General features: G+C 73.0%; 16 protein-coding genes. All 16 read left to right on the top strand.

Annotation, left to right across the window (positions count from 1 at the left end; all coding sequences use genetic code 11):
• A complete protein-coding gene (locus IEZ31_RS28925) occupies positions 1-465 on the top strand; it encodes a PH domain-containing protein (protein ID WP_190253160.1) in 465 nt (154 codons plus the stop codon).
• A gap of 236 nt (positions 466-701) precedes the next feature.
• Complete coding sequence (infC, locus tag IEZ31_RS28920) at positions 702-1,319, top strand: translation initiation factor IF-3 (protein ID WP_190253218.1); 618 nt, start codon at positions 702-704, stop codon at positions 1,317-1,319.
• A gap of 144 nt (positions 1,320-1,463) precedes the next feature.
• Positions 1,464-1,658 carry a 50S ribosomal protein L35 gene (gene rpmI / locus IEZ31_RS28915; RefSeq protein WP_190253217.1) on the top strand — a complete coding sequence of 65 codons (195 nt, stop codon included), beginning with the start codon at positions 1,464-1,466 and terminating at the stop codon, positions 1,656-1,658.
• Positions 1,659-1,746: 88 nt separating this feature from the next.
• Positions 1,747-2,109 (top strand): 50S ribosomal protein L20, encoded by a 363-nt coding sequence (gene rplT, locus IEZ31_RS28910; protein ID WP_033356865.1) that lies wholly within the window; start codon positions 1,747-1,749, stop codon positions 2,107-2,109.
• Position 2,110: 1 nt separating this feature from the next.
• Positions 2,111-2,905 (top strand): TrmH family RNA methyltransferase, encoded by a 795-nt coding sequence (locus IEZ31_RS28905; RefSeq protein WP_229835940.1) that lies wholly within the window; start codon positions 2,111-2,113, stop codon positions 2,903-2,905.
• A gap of 139 nt (positions 2,906-3,044) precedes the next feature.
• Positions 3,045-4,124 (top strand): phenylalanine--tRNA ligase subunit alpha, encoded by a 1,080-nt coding sequence (gene pheS / locus IEZ31_RS28900; protein ID WP_190253158.1) that lies wholly within the window; start codon positions 3,045-3,047, stop codon positions 4,122-4,124.
• A 1-nt stretch (position 4,125) separates the two neighbouring features.
• Positions 4,126-6,600, top strand: coding sequence for a phenylalanine--tRNA ligase subunit beta (pheT, locus tag IEZ31_RS28895; RefSeq protein WP_190253157.1), 2,475 nt, complete (start codon positions 4,126-4,128; stop codon positions 6,598-6,600).
• Positions 6,601-6,832: 232 nt separating this feature from the next.
• Positions 6,833-8,035: a nucleotide sugar dehydrogenase gene (locus tag IEZ31_RS28890; protein ID WP_229835939.1), complete on the top strand. Its 1,203-nt coding sequence runs from the start codon at positions 6,833-6,835 to the stop codon at positions 8,033-8,035.
• A gap of 109 nt (positions 8,036-8,144) precedes the next feature.
• The gene (locus IEZ31_RS28885; RefSeq protein WP_190253156.1) at positions 8,145-8,951 is read left to right on the top strand and encodes a glycosyltransferase family 2 protein; all 807 of its coding nucleotides are present in this window, start codon (positions 8,145-8,147) and stop codon (positions 8,949-8,951) included.
• An 11-nt stretch (positions 8,952-8,962) separates the two neighbouring features.
• A complete protein-coding gene (locus tag IEZ31_RS28880; RefSeq protein WP_190253155.1) occupies positions 8,963-9,988 on the top strand; it encodes an NAD-dependent epimerase/dehydratase family protein in 1,026 nt (341 codons plus the stop codon).
• A 142-nt stretch (positions 9,989-10,130) separates the two neighbouring features.
• Entirely contained in the window at positions 10,131-11,339 is a 1,209-nt protein-coding gene (locus IEZ31_RS28875) for a hypothetical protein (protein ID WP_190253154.1), read from the top strand.
• 100 nt (positions 11,340-11,439) lie between these two features.
• Positions 11,440-14,160, top strand: a complete 2,721-nt coding sequence (locus IEZ31_RS28870) for an AAA family ATPase (protein ID WP_190253153.1) — start codon at positions 11,440-11,442, stop codon at positions 14,158-14,160.
• Between the two features lie 573 nt (positions 14,161-14,733).
• On the top strand, positions 14,734-15,738 hold the full coding sequence (gene argC / locus IEZ31_RS28865) for an N-acetyl-gamma-glutamyl-phosphate reductase (RefSeq protein WP_190253152.1): 1,005 nt from the start codon (positions 14,734-14,736) through the stop codon (positions 15,736-15,738).
• On the top strand, positions 15,735-16,907 hold the full coding sequence (argJ, locus tag IEZ31_RS28860) for a bifunctional glutamate N-acetyltransferase/amino-acid acetyltransferase ArgJ (RefSeq protein WP_190253151.1): 1,173 nt from the start codon (positions 15,735-15,737) through the stop codon (positions 16,905-16,907). The genes argC and argJ overlap by 4 nt, the downstream gene beginning before the upstream one ends.
• Entirely contained in the window at positions 16,904-17,794 is an 891-nt protein-coding gene (gene argB, locus IEZ31_RS28855) for an acetylglutamate kinase (protein WP_229835938.1), read from the top strand. Before argJ ends, argB begins: the two co-directional genes overlap by 4 nt.
• Positions 17,791-18,960 (top strand): acetylornithine transaminase, encoded by a 1,170-nt coding sequence (locus IEZ31_RS28850; protein WP_190253150.1) that lies wholly within the window; start codon positions 17,791-17,793, stop codon positions 18,958-18,960. The genes argB and IEZ31_RS28850 overlap by 4 nt, the downstream gene beginning before the upstream one ends.
• The last annotated feature ends 9 nt before the right edge of the window (positions 18,961-18,969 follow it).

Here is an 18,969-nt window from a genome sequence, read left to right as displayed (position 1 = left end):
GTGAGCAGCACCGTCTCCGCACGCCCGCAGCGGGCCCGCGTCATCGCCTACGTCCTGGCGGCGGTCGTCGTCGTGGTCTTCACCCTCATCGCGTTCGGCCTGCACGGCAAGACCGGCGACGGCCCGGGTTACTTCCAGCGCGGCGACCAGGCCGCGATGATCGGCCTGGGCCTGTGCGCCGCCGCCGGCATCCTGCTGATGACCCGGCCGCGGGTCGTCGCCGACGAGCAGGGCGTGCGGGTGCGCAACATCGTCGGGTCCTACGACCTGCCGTGGGACGTGGTCCGCGCCGTCACGTTCGGCCGGGGCACCCCGTGGCTCACCCTCGACCTCGAGGACGACGAGCGGGTCGCGGTCATGGCGGTGCAGATGGCCGACAAGGAGTATGCGGTGCAGGCCGCCCGCCGCCTGCGGGCCCTGCACACCGCGCACACCGCGAGCCGCGCGGCGGGCGTGGTAGAGTAGTCGGCGTCGACCGCATCCTGCCTCCGGGTGGGATGTTCGAAGCGGAGCGCACCAGGCTCCCACCCGTGCGGCGCAAGGCGGCCGGGTCCGGTCTGACCGTCACGGCCCGCCGGGCTGGCGTCGGTCGAATGGGACCTCGCATGCGCACAAGCGCGGCGGGGCCTTTCCGTTTTGGAGGCCCAGCGTTTGGGTCCAGCGTCGACCACCGGAGTTGAAACACCGATCGAGGAGGCCACATCAGCGTCGAGCCACGCGTCAACGAGCAGATCCGGGCACGTGAGGTCCGGCTGGTCGGCCCGGAGGGTGAGCAGGTGGGCATCGTCCCCCTGGAGCGCGCTCTGCAGCTGGCCGCCGACGTGGACCTGGACCTGGTCGAAGTTGCGCCCATGGCACGCCCGCCCGTTTGCAAGCTCATGGACTTCGGCAAGTTCAAGTACGAGAGCGCGCTCAAGGCCCGGGAAGCCCGGCGTAACCAGCAGCAGACCGTCATCAAGGAGATGAAGCTCCGCCCGAAGATCGACCCGCACGACTACGAGACCAAGAAGGGTCACGTGGTGCGGTTCCTGAAGGCGGGCGACAAGGTCAAGGTAACGATCATGTTCCGTGGCCGCGAGCAGAGCCGCCCGGAGCTGGGGTTCCGGCTGCTGCGCAAGCTCTCGGAGGAGATCCAGGAGCTGGGCTTCGTCGAGGCCGCGCCCAAGCAGGACGGCCGCAACATGATCATGGTCTTGGCACCGCACCGCAACGTGAAGGCCGCGGCGACCCAGTCCCGCGAGACCAAGGCGGACGGCGGCGCGGGCTCGGAGGGTGAACCAGCCGCCGTGCCCGAGGTCGTCACCGCAGACCAGGCATAACCAGCACCGACACATATCAACCAACCGCGTCGTGCGGGCGGGACCTGCACCACGCGGGGTTCTCGGCTGCGCGCCGGCGCGTCACGGCACCCTGACCACGGCAAGATCAGGGTGCCGGCGCACCTCATGAAGGGCAACACCAGCATGCCGAAGTTCAAGCCGCACTCCGGGATGAAGAAGCGCGTGAAGATCACGGGCAAGGGCAAGTTCCTCGCCGAGCCGGCCGGCAAGCGCCACCTGCTCGAGGTCAAGCCCACCAAGCGCACCCGCCGCCTGAGCGGCAACGTCGAGCTCGCCGGCACCGAGACCCGGAAGATCAAGAAGCTGCTCGGCCTCTGACCCGCTGCGCCACAAACCCCCCGACTTTGACCGTTTCTTTCCGGCCGGCCCATCTCCCCGGGCCGGTCTCGCATGAGGAGTACGAACCGTGGCACGCGTGAAGCGGGCAGTGAACGCCCAGAAGAAGCGCCGCACCGTCCTGGAGACCGCCAGCGGCTACCGGGGCCAGCGCTCCCGGCTGTACCGCAAGGCCAAGGAGCAGGTGCTGCACTCGATGCAGTACGCCTACCGCGACCGCCGTGACCGCAAGGGCGACTTCCGCCAGCTGTGGATCACCCGGATCAACGCGGCGGCCCGCGCCAACGGCCTGACCTACAACCGGCTCATCCAGGGCCTGCGCCTCGCCGGCGTCGAGGTCGACCGCAAGATCCTCGCCGAGCTCGCGGTGAGCGACGCCAAGGCGTTCAGCGGCCTGGTCCAGGTGGCGAAGACGGCCGTTGCCGCGGCCTGACGTGATCCGGCAACCCGGGGCGGTCTTCACCACGCGGACCCCCCGGGTTGTCGCTGCCCGGCGCCTGCAGCGCCGCCGCGACCGCGACGAGACCGGCCGGTTCCTGGCCGAGGGTCCGCAGGCGGTCCGCGAGGCGCTCCGCGCGGGCGTCGTCGCCGAGCTGTTCTGCACCGCCGACGCGCACGAGCGCCATCCCGAGCTGACCCGCGACGCGAGCCTCGTCGACGACGCCGCCCTGGAGGCGCTCACCGAGACGGTGAACCCGCAGGGCATGGTCGCCGTCTGCCGGCAGCGCGACGTGCCGCTCGCCGAGGCCCTGGCCCGCGCGCCCCGCCTCGTCGCCGTGTGCGTCGAGATCCGCGACCCCGGCAACGCCGGCACCGTCCTGCGCACCGCCGACGCCGCCGGCGCGTCCGCCGTGGTCTTCGCCGGCGACAGCGTCGACCCGTACAACGGCAAGGCCGTCCGCGCCTCCGCCGGCAGCCTGTTCCACGTCGACGTCGTCCGCGCCCGCGACACCGCGACGACCGTCGACGCGCTGCGCGCCGCGGGCCTGCGGGTGCTCGCCGCCGACGGCTACGGGCCGGTGGACCTGTTCGACCTTTTCGATACGGGGACGCTCGGCGCGCCGACCGCCTGGCTGTTCGGCTCCGAGGCACACGGCCTGCCCGAGGACGCCAAGGCGCGTGCCGACGCCCGCGTCCGGGTGCCCCTGCTGGGCGGCGCCGAGAGCCTCAATCTGGCTGCGGCCGCGGCGGTATGCTTGTACAGTTCCGCGAAAGCGATGAGGGAGTAGATCCGTGAGCGTCCTGTTTATGCGGCCCGCCGGTGACGGTGGGCGACAGGCGCTCTCGCACGCCTCCTGACGCCTCCCACGATCCGGCGGGCGGACCTCACTACACTGTCCGAGGCCAATCTCGCGTGGGAAGAGTCTGATGACGTACCGCAATGATCCGTACGATCCGAAACAGGCCGCGCTGCTGGACCAGGGCGCACTCGACGACGCCGTCGCCGCGGCCGAGAAGGCGTTCGCGGGAGCGGGCGACCTCGACGCGCTCGCCGCGCTGAAGCACCAGCACCTGGGCGACCGCGCCCCGGTCTCCCTGGCGCGCCGCGAGATCGGCAGCCTGCCGCCGGCCGCCAAGGCTGATGCCGGCAAGCGGGTCAACGTGGCCCGCGTCGCCGTGCAGGCCGCCTACGACGCGCGCCTCGCCACCCTCACCGCCGAGCGCGAGGAGCGGGTCCTGGTCGAGGAGGCCGTCGACGTCACGCTGCCGGTCGACCGCCGGCCCCGCGGCGCCCTGCACCCGCTGACGAAGATCATGGAGCGGGTCGGCGACCTGTTCGTCGGCATGGGGTACGAGATCGCCGAGGGCCCCGAGGTCGAGTGGGAGTGGTACAACTTCGACGCCCTCAACATGCACCCCGACCACCCGGCGCGCTCGATGATGGACACGTTCTTCGTCGCCGCCGCCGGGGTCGAGGAGGACTCCCGGATCGTCCTGCGCACCCACACCTCGCCGGTGCAGGCGCGCACGATGACGACCCGCAAGCCCCCGATTTACATCGTCTGCCCCGGCCGGGTGTACCGCACGGACGAGCTCGACGCCACCCACACCCCCGTCTTCCACCAGGTCGAGGGCCTGGTCGTCGACAAGGGCATCACGATGGCGCATCTCAAGGGCACCCTCGACCACTTCGCCCGGATGATGTTCGGCCCCGAGGCGAAGACCCGGCTGCGCCCGTCGTACTTCCCGTTCGTCGAGCCGGGCGCCGAGATGGACCTGTGGTTCCCGCAGCACCGCGACGGCCCGCGCTGGGTCGAGTGGGGCGGCTGCGGCATGGTCAACCCGCGAGTGCTGCGCGCCTGCGGCATCGACCCGGAGGAGTACTCCGGCTTCGCGTTCGGCATGGGGATCGAGCGCACCCTGATGTTCCGCAACGAGGCGAGCGACATGCGCGACATGGTGGAGGGCGACGTGCGGTACGCGCGGGCGTTCGGATGGGAGGCCTGAGGTGCGCGTAACGCTGTCCTGGCTGCGCGAGCACGTCGACCTGCCGGCCGGCCTCGACGCCGACGGGCTGGAGAAGGCCCTGGTGAAGGTCGGCCTCGAGGTCGAGGAGATGACCGACACCGGCGCGGCCGTCGAGGGGCCGCTCGTCGTCGGCCGGGTCGAGTCGATCGAGGAGCTGACCGGCCTCAAGAAGCCCATCCGGTACTGCCTGGTCGACGTCGGCGAGGACCAGCCCCAGGGCATCATCTGCGGCGCCCGCAACTTCGCCGAGGGCGACCTCGTCGTGGTCGCCCGGCCCGGCGCCGTGCTGCCCGGCGGGTTCGCGATCTCGGCCCGCAAGACCTACGGCCACGTCTCCAACGGCATGATCTGCTCCGGCCGCGAGCTGGGCGTCTCCGACGACCACGACGGCATCATCGTGCTGGCCGCCGACTCGGCGAAGCCCGGCGACGAGGCCCGGCCGCTCGTCGGGCTCGACGACGTCGTGGTCGAGATCAATGTCACGCCCGACCGCGGGTACTGCTTCTCCGTGCGCGGCATCGCGCGGGAGCTGTCGCACTCGCTCGGCGGCGCCTACCGCGACCCGGTCGCGGCGATCCTCCCGCTGGAGGGCGACGGCACCGAGGCGTACCGCATCGACGTCCGCGACAGCATCGCCTGCGACCGGTTCACCGCCGTCGCCGTGCGCGGCGTCGACCCGGCCGCGGCGACGCCGAAGTGGATGAAGGACCGGCTCACGGTGGCCGGCATCCGGTCCATCTCGCTGCCGGTCGACATCACCAACTACGTGATGGTCGAGCTGGGCCAGCCGATGCACGCCTGGGACCTCGCGCAGCTCACCGGCCCGCTCGTGGTGCGCCGCGCGGCGGCGGGGGAGAAGCTCACCACGCTCGACGGCGTGCAGCGGACCCTCGACCCGCAGGACATCGTCATCGCCGACGACACCGGCGTCGTGTCGCTCGCCGCCGTCATGGGCGGCACCACGACCGAGGTGTCGCCGGCGACCGTCGACGTGCTGCTGGAGGCGGCCCACTGGGACCCGCTGTCGGTCGCGCGCACGATCCGCCGGCACAAGCTGCCGAGCGAGGCCGGCAAGCGGTACGAGCGCGGCGTCGACCCGCAGATCACCGCCGCTGCCTGCGCGCGCGCCGCGCGGCTGCTGGCCGAGTACGGCGGCGGGACGATCGAGCCGAGGGTCACCGACGTCTACGCGGTGCAGCCGCCGGCGCCGGTCACGATGCCGCTGTCGCGCCCGTCGGCGCTGGCCGGCATCGACTACACGCCGGAGCGGGTGCTCGAGGTCCTCGCCATGATCGGCACCCAGGCCGAGGTCACCGGCGACACCGTCACCGTCACCCCGCCGAGCTGGCGGCACGACCTCAACGACCCGGCCGACCTGGTCGAGGAGGTGCTGCGGCTCGACGGCTACGACCGGATCCCGAGCGAGCTGCCGATCGCGCCGCCCGGCGCCGGGCTCAGCGCGACGCAGCGCCGCCGCCGCACCGTCGGGCGGGCGATCGCCGACGCCGGGTTCGTCGAGGCGCTGAACTACCCGTTCGTGGGGCAGGCGACCCTCGACGCGATGCGCGTCCCCGACGGCGACCCGCGCCGCGACCTGGTGCTGCTGCGCAACCCGCTCTCCGACGAGGAGCCCGGCCTGCGCACCACGCTGCTGCCGCCGCTGCTCGCCGCCCTGCGCCGCAACCTCGGCCGCGGCCAGCGCGACGTCGCGCTGTTCGAGGTCGGCATGGTGTTCCTGCCCCGCGGGCCGATCGCGGTCGCGCCGGCCGCCGGGGTCGACGGACCGCCGCCGGCCGCGGAGCTGGCCGCCGCCGACGAGCTGCTGCCGCACCAGCCGTGGCACGTCGCCGCGGTGCTCGCCGGCGACGCCCAGCCCGCCGGCTGGTGGGGCGCCGGCCGCCCGGCCGACTGGGCCGACGCGGTCGAGGCCGCGCGCATCGCCGCCGATGCCGCCGGGGTCGAGCTGACCGTCCGCCCGGCGGCCGAGGCGCCCTGGCATCCCGGGCGATGCGCCGCCCTCCTGGTGGGTGACACGGTGGTGGGCCACGCGGGTGAACTCCACCCGGCCGTCTGTGCCGATCTGGACCTGCCGCGGCGCACCGTCGCAATGGAGCTCGACCTCGACCTGCTGCCGATCCCGGGTGCGTGGCCCGCGCCGCGGCTGTCGTCGTTCCCGACCGCGCTCATCGACGTCGCGCTCGACGTCGATGCGGCCACCCCGGCCGCCGACGTCGAGGCGACCCTCGCCGAAGGGGCCGGTCCGCTGCTGGAATCGGTGCGGTTGTTCGACGTCTACGCCGGAGCGCAGCTCGGCGAGGGTCGCAAGTCGCTCGCCTACAAGCTCACGTTCCGGGCGCCCGACCGGACGCTCACCGGTGAGGAGACGCTCGCGGCCCGTGACGCCGCGGTCGCGCTGGCCGCCGAACGGCACGGCGCGGCCCTCCGCGGGGCCTGATCGAAGGATCGACGGCGGCCACTTCAACGTGGGTGGCCGCCGTCGCTCCGGGTCAGATATCGGACCGTTGGCCTTCGTCCGCGTCCGATCGCCGAGTCGCGAAAGTGGTACCGTCACGGCGCCGAGCCGTACTTCCGCCGTGCACCCTGCGGCGTGACCCGATTGCAGGCTCGGCCCGCGCCAAGCGCCGGTATCGAATCTCGGCTTCCTGGAGGGGCAGCGCGTGTCAGAAGTGAGTGCATCGGCGGGGTTCACCACCGACGTCGTGGTGATCGGCGGGTGCGGCCGGGTGGGGCTGCCCCTGGGCATCGCCCTCGCCTCCCGCGGACTGCAGGTGACGCTGTACGACATCAACGCGGCCGCGGTCGCCGTGGTCAACGAGGGCCGGCTGCCCTTCGACGAGGAGGGCGCGGCGGCGCCGCTCGCCAGCTCGGTCGCGGAGGGCCGCCTCAAGGCGACCACCGACCCGGCCAGCGTCGCGACGGCCGAGCACCTCGTCGTGATCGTGGGCACACCGGTCGACGAGCACCTCAACCCGAACATCGCGGCGGTGCCGGCGGCGATCGAGCGCTGCGCGGACTTCCTGCGCGACGGCCAGCTCATCGTCCTGCGCAGCACCGTGCACCCGGGCGTCACCGCGCTGACCGAGAAGCTGCTCAAGCGGCTCGGGGTCAACGCCGACGTCGCGTTCTGCCCGGAGCGCATCGCCGAGGGCAAGGCCATGACCGAGCTGTTCGAGCTGCCGCAGATCGTCGCCGCCCGCACCCCCGAGGCGACCCAGCGCGCCGAGAAGCTGTTCCGCAACCTGGCCAGCCAGATCGTCGTGCTGGAGCCGGAGGAGGCGGAGCTCGCCAAGCTGTTCACCAACACCTGGCGATACATCAAGTTCGCGGCCGCCAACCAGTTCTGGATGATGTCCAACGACTTCGGCCTCGACTTCGAGCGGATCCGCCACGCGATCCGGTTCGAGTATCCGCGCGCCGCCGACATGCCCGGCGCCGGTTTCGCCGCCGGCCCGTGCCTGCTCAAGGACACGATGCAGCTCGCGGCGTTCAACAACAACAACTTCGTGCTCGGCCACAGTGCGATGCTCATCAACGAGGGCCTGCCGCTCTACGTGGTGTCGAAGCTGCAGGAGCGCTTCGACCTGTCGGAGCTGACGGTCGGCATCCTGGGCATGGCGTTCAAGGGCGGCAGCGACGACATCCGCGAGTCCCTGGCCTACAAGCTGCGCAAGGTCGTCATGCTGCGGGCCAAGGAGACGCTCTGCACCGACCCGTACGTGAAGGACGACCGGTTTGTCCCGCTCGACGAGGTGCTCCAGCGGGCCGACCTGCTCATCGTCGCCGCCCCGCACCCGGAGTACCGTGACCTGCAGACCGACATCCCGGTCGCGGACATGTGGGGTGTGACCAACAAGGGCGTGCGCATATGAGCGGTCCGGAGCGAAGCGGAGGTCGCGTGGCGGGTCCGGAGCGCAGCGGAGGGGCCGCTCATCATGGGCTCAGTGTGAAGGCGTGCCGACGGAGCGAAGCGGAGGCGGCATGACCTTGACGCCGCAGATTTCTGTGGTCATTCCGGTGTACAACGAGGGCGACGCGATCGTCCCGTGCCTGGAGCGCATCCTGCGCGCGGTCATGATGCCCGCCGAGGTCCTCGTGGTGCACGACATGCCCGAGGACACGACCGTCCCGTTCGCGCTGGAGGTGCAGGCCCGCGACCCGCGGGTCCGCCCGGTCCTCAACACCTACGGCCGTGGCCCGGCCAACGCGATCCGGTTCGGCATCGACGTCGCCCGGGCTCCCGTCGCGGTGGTCACGATGGCGGACGGGTCCGACGACCCGCGCCAGATCGAGGACCTGGCCCGGCTCGTCGACCGCGGCGTCGTGGTCGCCGCGGCCTCGCGGTACATGCCGGGCGGTCAGCAGGTCGGCGGCCCGCGCTTCAAGCGGCTGCTGTCCCGCACCGCCGGCCGCACGCTGCACATGTTCGCCCGCGTCGGCACGCGCGACGCGACGAACAGCTTCAAGGCCTACTCCACGAGCTTCGTCCGGCAGGTCGGCATCGAGTCGAAGACCGGCTTCGAGATCGGCATCGAGCTGACCGCGAAGGCGACCCGGCTGCACCTGCCGGTCGCCGAGATCCCGACGATCTGGCTCGACCGCCAGCTCGGCGAGTCGCGGTTCGACATCGGCCGGTTCATGCCCAGCTACCTGAAGTGGTTCCGCTTCGCCTTCGGCCGGCGCCTCACGATGGAGCAGCTGGCCAAGCGGCCCGCGTCGTCGGCGGCCCGGTCGGACGCCCAGACGGCACGCGCCAACTTGTCCGAGAATCAGACAGTCCAGAGCTAGAAGGAGCGTTTGTGGCAAAGGTCCTGGTCACCGGCTCGGCCGGCTTCATCGGTGGATACGTCGTCGAGGAGCTGCTGTCCCGCGGCTACCAGGTGGTCGGCCTGGACAACTACTCGAAGTACGGTCCGGTCACCCGCAGCTACGACTCCCACCCCGACTACCGCTTCGTCGAGGGCGACGCGCGCGACGTCGACCTCGTCTCCGAACTGCTGGACGGCTGCGACCACTTCATCGCCGGCGCGGCGATGATCGGCGGCATCTCGTACTTCCACGCCTACGCCTACGACCTGCTCGCCACCAACGAGCGGATCATGGCCTCGTCCTGCGACGCGGCGATCAAGGCGCACCAGGCGGGCACGCTGAAGAAGATGACGTACCTGTCGTCCTCGATGGTGTTCGAGTCGACCACGCACTGGCCGTCGAAGGAGGGCGACGAGCGCAAGGTCGCGCCGCCGCTGTCGTCGTACGGCTTCCAGAAGCTCGCCGTCGAGTACTACGCGAAGGCGGCCTGGGACCAGTACAAGCTGCCCTACACGATCGTCCGGCCGTTCAACTGCGTCGGCGTCGGCGAGGGCCGCGCGCTGGGCGAGGTCGAGGTGCTCTCCGGCAACGTCAAGCTGGCGATGTCGCACGTGGTGCCCGACCTGGTGCAGAAGATCGTCAAGGGCCAGGACCCGCTGCACATCCTGGGCTCCGGCGAGCAGGTCCGCCACTACACCTACGGCGGCGACCTCGCCAAGGGCATCATCGCGGCGATGGAGCACGAGAAGGCCTTCAACGAGGACTTCAACATCTCCACGGCCGAGTCGACCAACGTGCTCGAGCTCGCCGAGGTGATCTGGCGCAAGATCAAGGGCCCGGACGTGCCGTTCAGCGTCGTGTCCGACGACCCGTACGAGTACGACGTCCAGAAGCGCGTCCCGGACGTCTCGAAGGCCAAGGAGATCCTCGGCTACGAGGCGACCACGTCGCTGGACGAGATGCTCGACGAGGTCATCCCGTGGGTGACCGAGGCGGTCAAGGAAGGCCGCCTGTAGTTCCGCCTGCTGCCGAGCGCCCCGCCACGACCGTGGCGGGGCGCTCGTTGTTCTCTGCGTGGCAGTGACGACCCGGCCGGCGATCGAGGAGATGCGGCCCTCAGCTCCAGCTCGTGCTCCCCGACGGCGGTGGGCGGCCCCGGTGCTGGCCGTCGTGGGCGCGGCGGTGGTCGGGCTGTGGCGGACGCGCACGCCGGCCGCCGTCGACTCGATCTGGGCCGAGGACGGGCAGAACTTCCTCACCGACGCGGTGACGCTCCCGTGGTACGAGGCGATCGTCACGCCCTTCAACGGGTATTTCCACGTCGTCGCGCGCGCCTGCTGGGCCGTCGTCGCGCTCTTCCCGCTGGCGTGGGCGGCGGCGCTCAACGCGGTCGTCGACGCGGTGCTCACCGCGCTGCTGGCGCTCGGCGTGTACGCCGCCGCCCGCAGCCGCCTGCCGCGCGCCGCCGCCGTGGTCGTCGGGGCGAGCGCCGCGGTACCGATCGGCTTCGAACCCAACACGCTCGCACAACTGCAGTTCCCCCTGGTGTACTGCGGCCTCTGGATGCTGCTGCGGGAGCCCGGCGGCCGCGTCGCGCGGGTGGTCGCCGCGGCGGTGCCGGCCCTCGCCGTGCTCAACTCGATGCTGGGCGTGCTCCTCCTGCCGGTCGCCGTGCTGCGGCTCGCCGCCCGGCGGGACCGCGCCCGGCTGGTGCCGGCGCTCGCCCTGCTGCCGGGGGCGGCGCTGCAGGTCGTGCCGCTGCTCACCGGCGCCAGCGAGCGCTCGCTGGGGGAGCGGCCGGACACGAACCCCGTCTCGGTGGCCGAGACCTACCTGCGGTGGGGCGTGCCGCGCTCGTTGCTCGGGCAGGCCTGGCTGGCCCCGCCGTACGAGGACGCCGCCGCGCACACCGCGCTCGTCGCCCTCGGCCTGGTGATCCCGGCGGTGATCGTCGCGCTGGCGGTGTCGCGCCGGACCCGCGCCGAGTGGGGGCTGGCCGCGACCCTGGCCGGCTTCGCCGCCCTCGCCGGCGCCGTCCAGCTCGCCGCGCACGGCGGGCCGGAGGACCGGTACCTCGTCCTCGTCGCCCTGCCGAACATCGCCGCCGCCGTCTGCCTGCTGTTGCCGACAGGCGCAGAAACCGGCAGAACGCCACTTGTCGTGTTCGCGACACTCCTGAGCGTGGTTTTCGCGGCGAACCTGCGGGTCCCCGGCCCGCGCGACGGCATCCCGGAGTGGGGGCCGACGGTCGCCGCGGCCCGGGCGGAATGCCGCGCTGCGCCCGGATTGACCTGGGTAACCGTCCACATCGCGCAATGGCCGGAGATCGGCTGGCAGGCCGTCCTCCCGTGTGATCGACTACGCTGACCGCTCGTAGCCCGTCTGTCATCGGACGGCCGGGTGACGTTCGTCAGCCGTTGCGGTGAGGAAGCGTTCGTTAGAGACTCGGCGTCGTGGTGAGACGGTCGTGGTGAGCACAGGGTCGGCCGCGCCCATCGGCCGCGCGGACCTGCTGGCCCACGCCCGGGAACGGCTCGCGGGCGGCGGCAGCGTGGTGGTCTGCGGACCGGCCGGCATCGGCAAGTCGACAATCCTCGACGCGCTCGCGGCCGGCGAGACGGAGGCCCTGGTCCTGCGCGCGGCGGCCGCCGAGGCCGAGGCCGACCTGCCCTATCTCGCGCTGGTCGACCTGTTCGACGGCGCGCCCGACGCGGCCGAGCACCTGCCGCCCCACCTGCGCGCGGCCCTTGACGGCGCCCTGCTGCGCAGCGCCCTGCCGGCCACCCCGCACGACCAGCTCGCGGTGCGGCTGGCGGTGCTGGAGCTGTTCCGCGGCCTGGCCGCCAACCGGCCGGTCCTGCTCGTGCTCGACGACGTCCAGTGGATCGACGAGCCGAGCGCGGGCGTGCTGCGGTTCGTCGCGCGGCGCCTCGGCGACGTGCCCGTGCGGGTGCTCGCCGCCGAGCGGCTGCCCGACGGCGGCGCCCCGACCCGGCTGGACCTGTGCCCGCCGCCGAGCATCACGCTGCCGGTGCCGCCGCTGCCGCAGAGCGACATCGCCGACCTGCTGCGGGCCCGCTACGGTCCCGAGGCCGGCCGGGCGCACGTCCAGCGGATCTACGACGCCAGTGCCGGCAACCCGCTGTACGCCGTGGAGCTGGGCCGGACGCTGGGCAACGCGCCGTATCCGGCGACCGATCCGCTCCTCGTCCCCGAGCGCCTCCGCGAGCTGCTCGCCGCGCGCCTGGCCACGCTGCCGGCCGAGGACTGGCCGGTGCTGCTCACGGTCGCGGCGGCGGCCCGGCCGAGCCTCGCGCTCCTGGAGCGGTGCGGCCTCGCCGAGGCGAACCTCGAGGCGGCGGTGGCGGCGGGTGTACTGCAGGTCGAGCCGGACGGCGCGATCCGGTTCAGCCATCCGCTGCTGCGCGAGATGGTCTACGCCGACGCCACGGTCGCGGCGCGGCGGGAGACCCACGAACGGCTGGCCGAGACCGTCTCCGACCCGGTCGACCGGGCCCGGCACCTGGCCGCGGCCCGCCCCGAGCCCGACGAGGCGCTCGCCGAGTGCCTCGCCGACGCCGCGTCCGCCGCCCGGCTGCGCGGCGCCCCGGCAATGGCCGCCGACCTGGCCGCGCTCGCCGCCGAGCGCACCCCGCGCGACACGCCCGGCGTGGCCGCGGTCCGGCGGCTGAGCGCCGCGCAGTACGCCTACGCCGCCGGCTCCCCGGTCGACGCCCGCCGCCATGCGGCCGCGGCCCTGCGCGACGCCGCCGACCGCCGCACCCGCGTCGGTGCCCGGCTGCTGCTGGTCGAGATGTCCGGCGAGGACCACTCGAACTCCGGCCCGCTGCTCGACGCCGCGTTCGTCGAGGCCGTCGAGACCCCCGACCTGCTCGCCCACGTGCGGCTCTACAAGGCCGTGAAGGCGTATTACGACGGCGACGGCGAGGCCGCGCTCGCCGAGCTCAAGCGGGCCGAGGAGGCCGCCGAGCTGTGCGGCGACATGGAGCGGCTGGTCGAGGTCCTGAGCTGGCGGGGCAACATCCTGCTCGGCACCGAGGGCGACGAGTACCTCGAGCGCGCCGGCAAGCTGGCCCGCGGCCTGTCCCTCACGCCCGCCACGGTCGCGGCCCGGCAGGTGGCCGCGATGAGCCGCCTCTTCAAGGGCGAGACGGCCGAGGCCGTGCGCCGCATCGAGGCCCTGCGCATCGCCGTCGAGCGGGCCGGCACCGTCCGCGACCTGGCCACGGTCCTGGTCTCGGTCGCCGGCATCTACTGGCGCGCCGGCCGCTGCGCCGACGCCCTGGCCGCCGGCCGCGACTGCGTCCGCCTGTACGTCGACGTCGAGACCACCCCCGGCCCCGGCTACCTGGTCGCCGCCCTCGCCGAGAGCGGCGGCGGCACGGCCACGGCCGCCGCGGGCTTCGCCGAGCGCGGCCTCGTCGCCTGCCTGGCAGCCGGCGACGAGGACTGGATCAAGCTCGCGTACGCCACCAGCGGCCTGGTCCACGTCCTGCGCGGCGACCCGGTGGCCGCCGCCGAGGCGATGCGCGAGGCCTACGCCCTCGACCAGCGCCTGGGCCGCCTCGACCCGGGCATCCTGCCCTGGCACGCCGACTTCATCGAGGCCCTGGTCGGCGCGGGCGCGCGGGCCGAGGCCGCCGAGGTGCTCGACGAGGTCGAGAAGCACGCCCGCCACCTGGACCGCCGGGTCGTGTTCCTGGGCCTGGCCCGGGCCCGGGCGGTGCTCACGGCGGCGACGGGCGAGGCCCGCGAGGGCGCGGAGACGCTGCACCGGGCGATCGAGGAGTGGCAGGACCACCCGTACCCGCTGGAGGTCGCCCGCGCCTATTACACCCTCGGTGGCCTGGAACGCCGGGCCCACCGCCGCGGCGCCGCACGGGCGGCCCTGTCGGAGGCGGTCCGCCGCTACGCGCTGGCGGAGGCGCACCCGTGGCGCGAGGTGGCGTCGGCCGACCTGGCCCGCCTGGACGGCGGCCGGGGCGCGGGCCTGTCGGAGACGGAGCGCCGCATCGTGGAGCTGGTCCGCGGGGGCGCCACGAACCGCGAGATCGCCCGGGCGCTGTTCCTCTCGATCAAGGCCGTCGAGGCCAACCTGACCCGCCTGTACCGCCGCCTGAACGTCCGCAACCGCTCCCAGCTGGCCCGCTTCCTCGATCCGGAGTAGCGCCCGCGTCCGACGGCTCGGGCTTTCCGCACGGTGGTGTCAGGTGTCCGTCCCCGCCTCCTGCTTCCGTCGCGCGTCCTGCCCGCACGCTGTCCCTCAGCGCGTTTGTGTCCGCGCGCCCGTGGTCGCCTTCCGATGAAGACGGACTAGGTTCCTAGGAAGCTTTGCACGGCGGGTGCGCTGTCGCTGTCGCTCCATCTTCGGCCGGCGGGCTGCTACGCGCGGCGGCCCGCCGGAACCCGCGTCCGGGCCGTCGAAGGCGCGGCGCAGCCCAAGACGTTGGTCGATCCACCCTCGTTTTTCGAGATCGACATGAGGGTGGATCGGCCAACGTCTCTGTGTTGGGATGGTGCGGGACGTGTGGGCGGAAGCGGACGGCCCCGTGCGAGCGCCAGCTGCGCCCCTTGGTCATGGAATGGCGTGTGCAACCGCTCTGCGGCCGGCCGGCGGGTGGCCCGCGGGTGAATGGCTGGCCGACCGCATGGGAGGCGGAGGTGGCAATCTCATCGGCCGGGGTGACCCTGGCCGCAATCTCCTTGAAACCTACGGATGCATAGAGATACAGTCGAGCGCATGGGAATACGCGTCGCTGTGGTGGGTGCGTCCGGGTATGCGGGCGGTGATCTGCTGCGCATCGTCGCCGGGCATCCGCATCTCGAGCTGGCCGTCGCCACCGGGCATGCACAGGCCGGCTCCACGATCGGGAGTGTCCATCCGCACGTGCGATCGTTCCGCGACGTCGTGCTCGCCAAGACCGAGCCCGCCGCGCTCGCCGGGGTGGACCTCGTCTTCCTCGCGCTGCCGCACGGGCAGTCGGCGGCCGTCGCCGCGCAGCTGCCGGAGTCGGTCAAGGTCGTCGACCTCGGCGCCGACTTCCGGCTCAAGGACGCCGCGGCCTGGTCCCGATACTACCCGGGAGAGCACGCCGGCACCTGGACCTACGGGCTGCCGGAGCTGCCGGGCCAGCGCGAGCTGATCGCGGCCGCGAGCCGGGTGGCCAGCACGGGGTGCTACGCCGTCAGCACGACGCTCGCGCTCGCGCCGCTCATCGCGGCCGGCGTCGCGGACCCCGAGGACGTGGTCGTGGTGGCCGCGTCGGGCACGACCGGCGCGGGCCGGGCGGCCAAGCAGCACCTGCTGGCCTCGGAGGTCATAGGCTCCCTGTCGCCGTACAAGGTCGGCGCCCACCAGCACGTCCCCGAGATCAAGCAGGCGACCGGCGCGCGGACGCTGTCGTTCACGCCGGTGCTGGCGCCGATGCCGCGGGGCATCCTGGCGACGGTCACCGCCCGGCCGACCGGCGACGCCGACCCGGCCGAGGTGCTGCGCGCGGCGTACGCGGACGAGCCGTTCGTCCACGTGCTCCCGCCCGGCGAGTGGCCGCGCACCAGCGCCACGTTCGGGTCGAACGCCGCGCACCTGCAGGCGACGATCGACGTCGACAGCGGCCGGATCGTCGTCGTGTCCGCCATCGACAACCTGGGCAAGGGGGCGGCCGCGCAGGCGGTGCAGAACGCCAACCTGATGCTCGGCCTGCCCGAGACCGCCGGCCTCGCCGTGGACGGGGTGGCACCGTGAGCGTGACGGCACCGAAGGGTTTCCGGGCCGCCGGCGTCGCGGCCGGGATCAAGGCGAGCAACGCCCTCGACGTGGCCCTGGTGGTCAACGACGGGCCCGACACCACCGCGGCGGCGGTGTTCACCGGCAACCGGATCAAGGCCGCGCCGGTCCTGTGGAGCCAGCAGGTCCTGCGGGCCGGGATCGTGCGCGCGGTCGTGCTCAACTCGGGCGGCGCCAACGCCTGCACGGGGCCGGCCGGCTTCCAGGACACGCACGCCACCGCCGAGCACGCGGCGGCCGTGCTGTCCGGCCGTGCGTCGCGCTTCCCGGTCGGCGCCGGTGACGTGGCGGTCTGCTCGACCGGCCTGATCGGCGAGCGGCTGCCGCTGCCGAAGCTGCTGTCCGGCGTCGACGCGGCGGCCCGCGGGCTGTCCCGCGACGGCGGCGCGGACGCGGCCACGGCCATCATGACGACCGACACCGTCTCGAAGACCGCGGTCCACAGTGGACAGGGCTTCACCGTGGGCGGGATGGCCAAGGGCGCCGGCATGCTGGCCCCGGGCCTGGCGACGATGCTGGTGGTGCTGACGACCGACGCGGTCGCCGACGCGTCCACGCTGGACGGTGCGCTGCGGGCGGCCACCCGGCGCAGCTTCGACCGGGTCGACTCCGACGGCTGCATGTCGACGAACGACACCGTGCTGCTCATGGCGAGCGGCGCGTCCGGGATCGAGCCGACGCCGGAGGAGCTGACCGCGGCGGTCACCGAGGTCTGCGTCGACCTGGCGCTGCAGCTCGTCGCCGACGCCGAGGGCGCCACGAAGGAGATCGCGATCGAGGTCCGCGGCGCGGCGAGCGAGGACGACGCCGTCGAGGTCGGCCGGTCGATCGCGCGCAACAACCTGGTGAAGACGGCGTTCTTCGGCAACGACCCGAACTGGGGGCGCATCCTGGCCGCGATCGGCACGACGGCGGCCGCGTTCGAGCCGGACGAGGTCGACGTCGCCATCAACGGCGTCTGGATCTGCAAGGGCGGCGCCGCGGGGGAGGACCGGACCAAGGTGGACCTCACCGACCGCTCCGTGACCGTGTCGGTCGACCTGCACGCGGGCGGCGCGGCGGCCACGGTGTGGACCAACGACCTGTCGATGGGCTACGTCCACGAGAACTCGGCGTACAGCTCGTGAGCGCGCGGGTGCGGGACCTCGGCATCGCGCTCGGCAAGGCCAACACGCTCATCGAGGCACTGCCCTGGCTGGAGCGCTTCTCGGGCTCGACGATCGTCGTGAAGTACGGCGGCAACGCCATGGTCGACAACGAGCTGAAGCGCGCCTTCGCGGCCGACATGGTCTTCCTGCGGCACGTGGGCATCAAGCCCGTCGTGGTGCACGGCGGCGGCCCGCAGATCTCGGCCATGCTCAAGCGGCTCGGCATCGCCAGCGAATTCAAGGGCGGCCTGCGCGTGACGACGCCGGAGACCGCCGACGTGGTGCGGATGGTGCTCGTCGGGCAGGTCGGCCGGGAGCTCGTCGGGCTCATCAACGAGCACGGCCCGCACGCGGTCGGCATGTCGGGCGAGGACGCGGGCCTGTTCACCGCGGTGCGCCGCCCGGCCATCGTCGACGGCGCCCCGGTCGACATCGGGCAGGTCGGCGACGTCGAGCACGTGAACGTCGGCGCCGTCGCCGACCTCATCGCGGCCGGCCGGATCCCGGTGGTGTCGACGGTCGCGCCCGACGCCGACGGGGTGCTGCACAACCTCAACGCCGACACGGCCGCCGGCGCGCTGGCAGTGGCGCTCAAGGCGCGCAAGCTCGTCGTCCTGACCGACGTCGAGGGCCTGTACGCGCGATACCCGGACCCCGATTCGCTCATCTCGCAACTGACCACCGACCAGCTGGCGGACCTGCTGCCGACGCTGGAGGCCGGGATGGTGCCGAAGATGGAGGCCTGCCTGCGGGCGGTCAAGGGCGGAGTCCCCGCCGCCCACGTGGTCGACGGCCGGGTGCCGCATTCGTTGCTGTTGGAAGTGTTCACGTCGGAGGGTTTCGGGACCATGGTGGTGAGCTCATGAGCCTCGTTGAGCGGTTCGAAGCGTCGGTCATGAACACCTACGGCGCACCGCAGCTGGGCCTGGTGCGCGGCGCGGGCGCCGTGGTCGTCGACGAGTCCGGCCGGTCCTACCTGGACCTGCTCGGCGGCATCGCGGTGAACCTGCTGGGCCACGCCCACCCGGCCGTCGTGGCCGCGGTGACGCAGCAGATCTCGACGCTGGGTCATGTCTCGAACCTGTACGCGTCGCCGCCGCCGGTCGCGCTCGCCGAGAAGCTGCTGTCGCTGGCCGGCCGCACCGGCGCGGTGTTCTTCTGCAACTCGGGCGCCGAGGCCAACGAGGCGGCGTTCAAGCTGTCCCGCCGCACCGGCCGCACCAAGGTCGTGGCGGCCCAGGCCGGTTTCCACGGCCGGACGATGGGCGCGCTGGCGCTGACCGGCCAGCCGGCCAAGGCCGACCCGTTCCGCCCGCTGCCGGGCGAGGTGGTCCACGTCCCGTACGGCGACGTGGCCGCCCTCGATGCCGCCGTCGACGGCGACACCGCGATGGTGCTGCTGGAGCCCATCCAGGGCGAGTCGGGCGTCGTCGTCCCGCCGGTCGGGTACCTGACCGCCGCCCGCGAGATCACCGCCCGCCACGGCGCGCTGCTCGCGCTCGACGAGGTGCAGACCGGCACCGGTCGCACCGGATACTGGTTCGCGCATCAGGCCGAGGGCGTGCGCCCCGACGTGGTGACCCTCGCCAAGGGCCTCGGCGGCGGGCTGCCGCTCGGCGCGCTGCTCGCCTTCGACGACGCCGCGACCCTGCTCGGCCCGGGCATGCACGCCTCGACCTTCGGTGGCAACCCGGTGTGCTGCGCGGCCGGCCTCGCCGTCATCGACACGATCGAGTCGGAGCAGCTGCTCGACCACGTCAAGCAGCTCAGCGAGCGGATCCGCCGCGGCGTCGAGGCGCTCGGCCACCCGCTCGTCACCGGGGTGCGGGGCGCCGGCCTGCTGCTCGGCATCACGCTGCGCGGCCCGGCGGCCGGCGCGCTCGCCGCCGTGCTGCGGGACAGGGGCTTCCTCGCGCAGGCGGCCCAGCCGGACGTGCTGCGGATCGCCCCGCCGCTGATCCTCACCGACGAGCAGGCGGACGCGTTCCTGGCCGCGCTCGGCCCGTCGCTCGACGCCGTGCAGCCGTCATGACCGGTCCGG

The sequence above is a fragment of the Dactylosporangium sucinum genome, from assembly GCF_014647515.1.
GTDB lineage: Bacteria > Actinomycetota > Actinomycetes > Mycobacteriales > Micromonosporaceae > Dactylosporangium > Dactylosporangium sucinum.
The sequence above is the reverse complement of the archived record's forward strand: the minus strand, read 5'-3'. Positions and strand labels throughout refer to the sequence as shown.